The 10,084-nt window shown below is 50.8% G+C and carries 8 protein-coding genes; all 8 read left to right on the plus strand.

Annotated elements, in window-relative coordinates; translation table 11 throughout:
• The first annotated feature begins 124 nt into the window (after positions 1 to 124).
• Positions 125 to 1,000: a cell wall hydrolase gene (locus tag NE473_RS27640; RefSeq protein WP_006776235.1), complete on the plus strand. Its 876-nt coding sequence runs from the start codon at positions 125 to 127 to the stop codon at positions 998 to 1,000.
• A 107-nt stretch (positions 1,001 to 1,107) separates the two neighbouring features.
• Positions 1,108 to 1,572, plus strand: coding sequence for a NanQ anomerase/TabA/YiaL family protein (locus tag NE473_RS27645; RefSeq protein ID WP_055651903.1), 465 nt, complete (start codon positions 1,108 to 1,110; stop codon positions 1,570 to 1,572).
• Positions 1,573 to 1,797: 225 nt separating this feature from the next.
• Positions 1,798 to 2,670, plus strand: a complete 873-nt coding sequence (locus NE473_RS27650; RefSeq protein ID WP_055651904.1) for a carbohydrate ABC transporter permease — start codon at positions 1,798 to 1,800, stop codon at positions 2,668 to 2,670.
• Positions 2,670 to 3,506, plus strand: coding sequence for a carbohydrate ABC transporter permease (locus NE473_RS27655; RefSeq protein ID WP_006776239.1), 837 nt, complete (start codon positions 2,670 to 2,672; stop codon positions 3,504 to 3,506). The genes NE473_RS27650 and NE473_RS27655 overlap by 1 nt, the downstream gene beginning before the upstream one ends.
• 56 nt (positions 3,507 to 3,562) lie before the next feature.
• Positions 3,563 to 4,924: an ABC transporter substrate-binding protein gene (locus NE473_RS27660; RefSeq protein ID WP_022032743.1), complete on the plus strand. Its 1,362-nt coding sequence runs from the start codon at positions 3,563 to 3,565 to the stop codon at positions 4,922 to 4,924.
• Positions 4,925 to 5,004: 80 nt separating this feature from the next.
• The gene (locus tag NE473_RS27665; protein WP_155560983.1) at positions 5,005 to 6,555 is read left to right on the plus strand and encodes a response regulator transcription factor; all 1,551 of its coding nucleotides are present in this window, start codon (positions 5,005 to 5,007) and stop codon (positions 6,553 to 6,555) included.
• On the plus strand, positions 6,536 to 8,332 hold the full coding sequence (locus NE473_RS27670) for a sensor histidine kinase (RefSeq protein WP_055651905.1): 1,797 nt from the start codon (positions 6,536 to 6,538) through the stop codon (positions 8,330 to 8,332). Before NE473_RS27665 ends, NE473_RS27670 begins: the two co-directional genes overlap by 20 nt.
• The gene (locus tag NE473_RS27675) at positions 8,329 to 9,789 is read left to right on the plus strand and encodes a sulfatase-like hydrolase/transferase (protein WP_022032740.1); all 1,461 of its coding nucleotides are present in this window, start codon (positions 8,329 to 8,331) and stop codon (positions 9,787 to 9,789) included. The genes NE473_RS27670 and NE473_RS27675 overlap by 4 nt, the downstream gene beginning before the upstream one ends.
• The last annotated feature ends 295 nt before the right edge of the window (positions 9,790 to 10,084 follow it).

Genomic DNA, 10,084 nt, shown 5'->3' on the forward strand with positions numbered 1-10,084 from the left:
TCACAAAGATGTTAAATAAGTATTGACTTTATTGACAAGACTCCTCTATAATACGCTCGTCACCCGGAAACGGCTGCATAAGTCTGCGGCTTAGATGTAAGAGAGAATAGAAAGAGGAGTATGTATGCTGACATTGCACTCAATTCTTCAGCATATCTGTCAGTTCTTTCGGGGACTGGCGGTGAAGGCCACAAAAAGGATGTATCGATCGTCGGCTGTCTTTATGGCAGGCGCGGCTGTGATCACCGTTGTGGCATTTACCTCGACCGGTTTTGGCAGCGGAGGGAAGAGCGCCCTGACGGCGTTTGCGGAAACTCCGGGTCAGGAGACGGCGGCAGAAGAGGAAGATGCAGAAGAAGAGGAACCTGTTACGGAAGCAAAAGTACAAGTCCAACTTACCGAAATAAAAAAGCAGGGACAACTGTTAGCCGGTAATCTATTGGAAAAGGAAGTACAGCAGAAACAGGAAATCCAACAGGATTCAAAAGAAGAGCTCGAGCGTATCAATGAACAGATTGTCATGGACGCTAAAATAAAGGCGCTGGAGGCGGAAGAAAATGCCCGCCAGAAAGCTTTGGAAGAAGAAAGACGCATAGAGGAAGAGAAGAAGGCAGCAAGCCGGAAGGCGATATCAGACGATGATTATCAGGTTCTGCTGCGGATCGTTCAGGCGGAGGCCGGAGTCTGTGACGAGAAGGGAAAGATTCTCGTGGCTAATGTGGTATTAAACCGTGTTAAAAGCCAGGAATTTCCGGACTCGGTAAGAAGCGTTGTCTATGAGCCCTCTCAGTTTTCACCGGTATCAGACGGTTCCATTAATTCCGTGAAGGTGACGGAAGAGACTAAGGAATGCGTAAACCGGGCGCTGGAAGGGGAAGACTATTCCGATGGTGCGTTGTACTTTATGAACCGGAGAGGTTCCAGAAGCAGAGCCGTGAGCTGGTTTGATTCCCATTTAACGTATCTGTTCCGCCATCAAAATCATGAGTTTTTTAAATAAAAACATTGTAGAATATTCTGCTTTAGGTGTATACTATAACTGGATGGCAGCGGAAAGAGAACACTGCCGGGAAGTAAGAAATTATATACATAAAGGAGAGCAGGACTATGATTTTTGACTCAGCGAAGAATCTTGATTTTTACAGAGGGCTTGGAATTGAAGGCAGATACGGCAAAGCAGTTGATTTCCTTCAGAATACCGACTTGGAAAATCTGGAACCGGGAAAATACGAAATTGACGGCAAGAATGTCTACGCCAATGTAACCGAATATACCACGATTCCGTGGGAAGAGGCAAAGTACGAATCACATCGTGACTACACGGATATCCAGTACATGATCAGGGGCACAGAGACCATGACCTATGCACCGGTGGACGCGCTGAATGTGAAAGTACCGTATAACGAAGAAAAAGACTGCGTATTATACGACAATGGAAATCCTGGATTGAAGGTAGTTGTCGGAGCAGGTGAATATATGATCTTTCAGCCGTGGGATGGCCATAAGCCGAAGGCAGCAGACGGCGAACCGGCCCCGATTAAAAAGGTGATTGTAAAGATTAAGGAAAATTAATGAGATTCTTATAATGGAGCGTTCCTTTCGCGGGGAACGCTTTTTTTTACCATAGAAAGGCCTGTCGGCAGGAATCCTGCCGTTGCACCCCGATGCCGCCGAAAAGTTACAGTTCACCCCGAAATCCCCCGGCGAAAAAATCCCCCTGAAACAAAAAAATGTGGAGTTTTTCCCCCGTTGTTTTCCAACTATAATGGAATTACAAAGAAATGAAGGGGTGGAATCATGAAAACGAAACGGCTGACATACAGTAACTTCTATTTTTACCTGCTGCTTCTTGCTCCGATTCTGGCGGTCTATATTCTGTTTTTTGTCATTCCGGTGGTATCCAGTATGTTTTTCAGTCTGACGAATTTTAACGGGATCAGCCTGAATTTTAAATGGGTCGGATTCAACAATTACGATGTGGCGTTTCATGACAAGGTGTTTAAGAAGGCCATGGTCAACACCTTCCTGTTTGCTCTGGGAGCAACGGTGTTCCAGAATCTGTTTGCAATCGTGTTTGCAATGGCGCTGAATACGAAAATTAAATCTAAAAATTTTCTCCGGATGCTTCTCTTTGCCCCCTGTATGCTGTCTCCAGTGGTGGTGGCATTTATCTGGCAGTTTATCTATATGCCGGATGGCATGCTGAACCATCTGCTGGGAACCGACATCACATGGCTGGGAAACAGGAAGACCGCGCTTTTCTGTGTGGTGATCGCACATGTGTGGATGTGGATCGGTTATTCCTCCACCATCTATATGTCCAACTTACAGAGTATATCGACGGATATTCTGGAAGCGGCGGCTATCGACGGGGCAGGGCCGTGGCAGAAGTTTAAAAGCATTACCCTGCCGATGCTGGCGCCGGCCACAACCATCAATGTGACGCTTGCGTTTACTCAGTCGCTTAAGGTATTCGACATTGTCTATGCCATGACGAACGGCGGGCCGCTTAACTCTACGGAAACAGTGGGAACGTACGTGGTCGCCAACATGAACCGGGGACTCCACGGTTACGCGTCGGCTCAGACAGTACTCTTAACCATTGTGATCGTCCTGTTTGGGCAGGTGTTAATCGGAGTGCTGAAAAAGCGAGAGGAGGCGATCTACTGATGAAAACCAGAAAAAAACAACTGCTCTTTCTGTTTGAGCTGCTGATGGCCGCCGCCTGTATCCTGATGTTCTACCCGGTCATTATGATGGTTCTCGTGTCCTTAAAGGATGAGGCGCTTCTGGCGGGCGAACCTTTAAGCCTGAGAACCAGCTTCGCCTTTGAAAATTACGTAACCGCGGCTAAGGGGATGAAATACTGGAGGGCACTGTTTAACTCTTCCGTTCTGACGGTATGCAGTTCTCTGCTTACCACGTTTTTCGGGGCATGCGGAGCGTATGCCATCATGCGGGCGAGAAGAGGAAAACAACTGTTTCTGGCGCTGAACGCGCTGTTCCTGATTGGTCTGGCACTGCCGCAGCAGGTGGCCATGGTGCCTCTCGTCTTATGGATGCAGAAACTTCACGTGGCCAATACACTGTTTGGACTGATTCTGGCGTTTATCGGAGCCAATGCGGCTTATGGAGTGTTCTTCTTTTCCGGCTTTGTCAATACCGTTCCTGTCACACTGGAGGAGGCGGCTTATATCGACGGCGCCAGTCCATTTACTACGTTTATCAGAATCGTGTTTCCTCTGCTTAAACCGCCCATGGTAACACTTCTGATCGTGATCGCTTTGAGGGTCTGGAATAATTTCATGTATCCCCTGCTGCTTCTGCAGGGCCAGAATTCCAGGACGCTGCCTCTTACGGTATTTTTCTTTAAGGGTGACTTATCAATTCAGTGGAATATTCTGTTTGCGGCCACAACCCTGGTAATCCTGCCGCTGATGATCGTCTATTTTATTCTTCAGAAACAGATTATTTCCGGGATGTTAAACGGCTCGGTGAAGGGCTGATCAGTAAAATGCTATGAAAACAAATTCATAATAAATGGATACAAGGAGGAAGAAACATGAGAAAAAGAAAAGCAGCAGTATGGTTCGTGGCAGCAGCCATGGTAATGGGAACTCTGGCAGGATGCGGACAGAAGGCGGCGCCCGAGACGACAGCGGCACAGACCGGTGAGACGAAGAAGGAAGAGACGGCCGCCGCGGCAGAAGAGACGAAGGCGGAAGCACAGAAGCCGGTAGAACAGGTGGAGCTTAAAGTGTTTGGATTTAAGACGGGAGCGGAGGAAGGCGCAATTCCGGAGCTGATCGAACAGTTTAACAAAGAGAATCCGGAGATCAAAGTGGTGTACGAAGGGATCAGCAATGCAGGCGGCTATCAGGACGTGCTTACAGCCAGGCTGGCTTCCGGCCAGGGGGACGACGTGTTCTTCGCTAATCCAAATTATCTGCCGCAGCTTCAGGAAGCAGGCTACACCGAGGATTTATCCGATATGCCTGTGGTAGCGCAGTACAGCGGACTTGTCAAGGATTTACTGACCATTAACGACAGCATTCCGGGGCTGGGCATGGAGGTAGCTGTGTTCGGTATGTTTTCCAATCTCGATGTGCTGAAAGAGGTGGGGATTGATCACGCCCCGGCCAACTATCAGGAATTTCTGGAGGACTGTGAGATTCTGAAGAAAGCAGGGAAGACGCCGATCGTGGCGGGAGCCAAGGACGGCACGGGAGTCGCTGTTTTATCCATGGCCAAGAGCATGGATCCGGTCTACCAGGCGGCAGATAAGATGGATCAGATCGCCAGGATGAACAGCGGAGAACTGAAATTCGGTGACGTGATGCAGCCGGGCTTCGCGCTGGTGGAAGATTTGATCTCCAGGGGATATCTGGATGGAAGCAAGGCTCTTGTCTATGCGGCAGGCCAGGATGATATTGCAGAATTTGCAAAGGGAGAAGCCGGATTTATGCCTGGCGGAAGCTGGTTTGTGGCAGGACTTGACAGTGCGGCTCCGGATATGAACTATACTCTGGGCGGCATCCCGGTGGAGGATGAGGATTCTCTGATCCTGATCAATGCCGGTGTACGCGTCTGCATCAACAGTTCTTCGGAGAAAAAGGAAGCAGCCCGGAAATTCGTGGAGTTTTTCACCGGACTGGACAGCATGAACGCCTATGTGGCAAGCCAGAACAGCTTTAATCCGCGTATGGATGGAGCCAGCACGGACAACGATGTGGTGACGCCGGCAGCGGAGCGTTTAAGCGCCGCCCGCATGGTTCCGTGGGTGGATTCTGCCTTCGACATCGCGGTAGTCAGCCCGTGGGCGGATGCCCGGACCTTCACGGCCAATGTCGCGGGAGGAGATTCCGTGGACAATGCAGTGAAGGACTTAAACACGCAGGTTGAGAATAACCTGAAGCTGAAATAGTGCAGGCCGGCAGCCGCAGGAGTGAGTCTTGCGGCTGCCTTTTAACTATGCTAAAATGACACCAGAAAGGGGGGCCGGACATGTATCGGATACTGATTGCGGACGACGAGTTCTGGGTAGGACGGTGGCTGAGCCAGGTCTTAAAGGAGAGTCCCTTTGAGGTGGAGGTGGCGGGAATCAGCGAGAATGGGGAGGAGGCGCTTAAGGCTCTGACGGACACCAGACCCGACATTTTAATTACAGACATCAACATGCCGTTGATCGACGGCCTTGATGTGCTGAAACGGCTGGAGGAAGCGGGAGAAAAGCTTCCGAAAACCATTGTCATATCCGGCTATGACGAATTTGAGTATGCAAGGCGGGCCATTGAACTGGAGGTCATGGCTTATCTGCTGAAGCCTCTGGAGCGGTCGGCGGTCTACGAAGCGGTAGAAAAGGCTGTCGCGGCGCTGGAAAAGGAGCAGGAGAGAAGGGCGCAGACCCGGGACGGATTCACGGCGGGGGTGGAAAATATCCTGACGGAGTATCTGCGAAGTCCCGGTGATGAGACGAAACGGAGGCTTTGCCGCCTTATGGATTCCGAACAGGGGCGGAGCGGATTTTACGAACTGGCGCTGTTTCAGATGCGCCGTCTGGAAAAATCCGCCCTGACGAGGGAGGAGATGCGCAGCCGTCTTGAGGAAGCCGCAGCCGGAAAGGCCATTTATCTCTGTCCCCTGGACCGTTTTACCTGGGGAGTCCTGATTACGGATATTGTAAAACCTGCCGGCTTCCGGCTGGATGAGAGTGTGCTTGTGAAGCTGCTCCACAACTATGAGTACGGGCTGAGCGAGGCCCATGGAGATCCGGGAGAGATTGATGAGGCGTTTGCGGAGGCGAGGGAATCGATTATTCTGCGTCTGGGGCGGGAAGGGAAGACAGAGGCGTTTCCGGTATCGGAATCCGATCTTTATACAGACTTTATAACGGCGTTAAAAGCCGGAAATATGGAGCGGCTTAAGGAATGTACCGCTCAGGCCTGCGGCCTCTTTATTCAGAAGGGGTACGACTTGACCAGCTGCCTGAATTTCTATTTCGTGCTGTCCGGTGAGGTGATCAAGCTGTTAAACGACCGGTATAAGGAGCAGAACAGGACGGAGTACTTGGCGCTGATCGAGGAAGGCTATGATTTTTCTGTCCGCATTCGGAATTACTACAGCATCCGTTCCATCTGCCACCGGTTTGAGGAGTATGCCGGAAAGGCCGCGTCCTGTCTGAAGGAAGAGGACTGCATGGATGTGGCGGTGATCGTGAAGCGGATTCAGCGTGAGATCAGGGAACATTACAGTGAGGATATCAGTCTTGCCTGGGTGGCGGATGAATACGGAATTAATCCCAGCTATTTCAGCAAGAAGTTCAAGGATGAGACGGGAGTCAATTTTATCGATTATCTGACGGAGGTGCGGATCGGGCAGGCGAAGGAGCTTTTAAGCCACACGAACCTTTCCGTCAGTGCCGTCAGCCTCCGGGTGGGATTCAAGGAGGCAAAGTATTTCAGCCGGGTGTTTGCCTCCATGACGGGGGAAAAACCGTCGGAATACAGGGAGAGAGTAAAGCGGGAGGGGGAATTGCGTGAAGAGAGTGCGGATTAAGACGTGGATGGAGAGCCGTTTGAACAGAAAAATATTTTTAAGCTTTCTGACAGTCTCCCTGATTCCTCTGTGCATTGTCTACTGTTATATTAATTCCGCCTATTCCGAGAAGTTAAGGAGCGATGCGTTCATGCAGAACCAGCTGACGGAGCGGAACACGGCGGTTTTGCTGGAGGATTACTTAACGAAAATCGAATATATTTCCAATCTCTTTTTCGACAGCGATACCCAGGCCATGATACGCGGCGCGTCTGACCCGTTAAGCAGCTACAGTGCCCGCATGGCGCTGGAGAAGAAGGTGCGGGTAAATCTCGATCTGTTTAAGGTGATGGCCTATGTGGACCAGGTTACATTTTTAAAGCAGGATGGAACGGCCATAAATGTGATGAATTCCCTGGGATACGCGGATACCATCCCTTTTTCTGCGCCGCAGGAAGACGTGGGAAAGCGGTTTAAAAACCAGAGACTCATGCGGGGCGACAAGCTGAATGAAAGCTGTACGGATAAATACGTCTATTTACGCCAGATCGACGATCTGGATATGGGAAACGGAACCCTGGGCTGGCTTTTTATCGTGTTTGACAGGGATCAGTTCGATCTGCTTCTGCAGGATCTGCGCGCGGTGCTGAATACGGAGATCGTCATGGACGACGGGCAGCTGCTCTATGACACGACGAATGGCGGGCCGGATGCGGTGAACCGTCTGCGGGCCGCCTCAGTCTCCTATTCGGCGCCGTCGAAGGAGAGGAGACGGGCAGAGCGGATATCCTGGGACTATCACATCGACAACCTGGGAATCAGCGTCACATTTTTCGACGACATGAAGGGCGTGGAAAGCAATATCCGCGCATTAAGCATCATGACAGGAACGGTGATCTTCGTAACCGTGCTCATTATACTGGCGGCTTCGTTCCTTTTCTCTGAAACGATCGTCCGCCCGGTGACCAGGCTTCACAGGAATTTAGTCCGGGTGAAGGAAGGCGACTACACCGTCCGGGTGCAGGTCGAGACAAGGGATGAGGTGGGCGATCTCTGCGAGGCGTTTAACGGCATGGCGGAGGAGATTGACCGCCTGGTAAATCAGGTTTACTCCGTGGAACTGAAGGAAAAGGAGGCGGCCATCAAGGCGCTGCAGGCTCAGATAAACCCTCATTTTCTCTATAACACGCTGGATATGATCAAGAGCATGGCGGAGCTTAACGGAGCCCTGCAGGTGTCTGAGATGATCATGGCCCTGTCGAAGCTGTTCCGCTATGCGACTCATACAGACGGCGTTCTCGTCACGATCCGGGAAGAGTTGGAGAACCTGTCCAGTTATATGACCATCGTCAATGCCAGATTTGGCGGACGGATTGAATTTGCTGCCAGAGTTCCGGAGGAGCTGCTGACAGAGTCCATCGTAAAGGTCTGCTTACAGCCTCTGGTGGAAAATGCCATCTCCCATGGACTTGGCAGAGGCCGCGCCGGAGGAAGGATTGCAGTGACCGTAGAAAAAGAGAATGGAATCATCACGGTTACGGTGGAGGACAACGGCGGCGGAATTTTGCCGGACCGGCTGGAGGAGATACGAAACCGTCTGGAGAGGAAAGAACACGTGGAGGAGTCCGGCAGGGGACATGTGGGATTAAAGAATATCCACGACAGAATCAGGCTCTATTATGGAGAGACGTACGGTATTGTGATTGACAGCTTTCCGGAAAGAGGGACCGTGGTGACACTGTCCTACCCGTCAGATGGGGGGCCGGATCGGGAGAATGGAAAGGAGACAGAGAATTGAAAGAGCGACCCAATATTTTATTTCTGATGACAGATGAGCAGCGTTACGACGCAGCCGGATGGGTGAACAGCCAGGTACATACGCCGGTTCTTAACCGGCTGGCGGAAGAATCCGTATGGTTTTCCCGTGCCTATACCACGAATCCGTCATGCATTCCGGCCAGGGCGGCTGTCTTTACCGGGCGATATCCATCCCAGTGCGGCGTACCGGGCTATGTCAGCTGTCTTCCCAAAAGGGAAACCACATTTATGAAGTATTTGCAGGATGGAGGCTACTACACGGCGGTCATCGGGAAGCAGCATTTCTGGCGCTCTGAGATCGAGCGCGGATACGATTATGAGGATATTGTGGATGAACATGAACCGCCGGCGGTGATCTCGAAGGAACTGCCGGAAGGGGCATTTGGCCTTCCGGCCAACAAGACGGTATCGGACCGGGTGTCCAGCTATGTGGAATTTCTGGCGGACAGCGGTTTCACCAGTGGATCCCAGCTATACCGGGAGATTAACAGCAAGGGAATTTATGAATTTACAGGAGAAGAGAAGTACCATGTGGATGCCTATATCGGCGACAGGGGAAGAAAATGGCTGGAGGAATCCTGTCCCGGCGACAGACCATGGTTTCTGACGCTTTCCTTTCCGGGGCCGCACATGCCCTTTGACGGAATCGGACTGCCGGATGAGAAAGCTTACGAAGAGACGGAACTGGATTTACCGGAGACCGGGCTTTCCGATTTATTCGAAAAGCCGCCGCATTATCTCGATATCGCAAGGAAATTCGGGAGTATCGACCTAAAGAACCACACGTCTCCGGATGGGCTCACCCCGGATGAAATCCGGCTGATGAAAAAGGCCTATTATGCCAACGTGACTCTGATTGACAGGAAAATCGGCCAGGTGATCGAGGTTCTTAAGAAGAAGGGGCTTTACGAAAACACCCTTATTTTATTCACTTCGGATCACGGAGATTTTATGGGTGAATTTGGAATCGCCACGAAGGCCCAGTACTGCTCAGAGGCTCTTATGAGGATTCCGTTTCTGTTAAAGCCTCCGTTTTCCGGGTTCAAAGGCCGCAGAGAGGACAGCTTTATCAGCTCAGTGGAAATCGCCGCGACCTGTCTCACGGCGGCAGGAATTGCCGTCCCGGAATCCGTGATGGGCCGGAGCCTGACCCAGTTTTACGAAGACGGGGAAAAAGAAAGATGGCAGGACGTCTACATGGAAGCGAGAGACATCCGGGCCATCCGGGATGAACATTATAAGCTGATTTATTATCAGAACCGGAGCTATGGTGAGTTCTACGATCTTCAGAACGATCCGTACGAGAAGTATAACTTATGGGATGATCCTCTGCTTCAGGGACGGAAATACGAACTGATGAAGCGGCTTATAGACCGGCTGATCGACCTTGGAGAGGGGGCTGAGACGGTCTGGAATATCGGCGCTCCGGTGATATAGTTGTCAGATCTTTAAATGTCCCGTTTATGCAGGGTTCCAGCCTTCATTTCCCGAGAGCACGGCGGGGAGTGAATATTTTATGATTCGTACAAAATATATACATTTTACGACAAATTTGCAATAGAAATGATTGACTTCTAATTCACAAAGTGAGATAATGTCTTAAACTCCCGTCTTTGACAGTCAAACAAAATAAAACACCGCTGAAAGTCCGATTCTATGCGGGTTTCACAGCGGTGTTGCTTCGTTTTAAAGTTTGGTATTTTCCTGGTTTCTAGCCATTTGCAGTTAAATT

Origin of the sequence: Hungatella sp. SL.1.14, assembly GCF_024460495.1 — a bacterium.
GTDB classification, from domain to species: Bacteria; Bacillota; Clostridia; order Lachnospirales; family Lachnospiraceae; genus Hungatella; species Hungatella hathewayi.

Coding starts and splice junctions, on each gene's coding strand:
- NE473_RS27665 (WP_155560983.1), top strand. CDS start 5,005: ATGTATCGGATACTGATTGCGGACGACGAGTTCTGGGTAGGACGGTGG.
- NE473_RS27645 (WP_055651903.1), top strand. CDS start 1,108: ATGATTTTTGACTCAGCGAAGAATCTTGATTTTTACAGAGGGCTTGGA.
- NE473_RS27660 (WP_022032743.1), top strand. CDS start 3,563: ATGAGAAAAAGAAAAGCAGCAGTATGGTTCGTGGCAGCAGCCATGGTA.
- NE473_RS27655 (WP_006776239.1), top strand. CDS start 2,670: ATGAAAACCAGAAAAAAACAACTGCTCTTTCTGTTTGAGCTGCTGATG.
- NE473_RS27640 (WP_006776235.1), top strand. CDS start 125: ATGCTGACATTGCACTCAATTCTTCAGCATATCTGTCAGTTCTTTCGG.
- NE473_RS27650 (WP_055651904.1), top strand. CDS start 1,798: ATGAAAACGAAACGGCTGACATACAGTAACTTCTATTTTTACCTGCTG.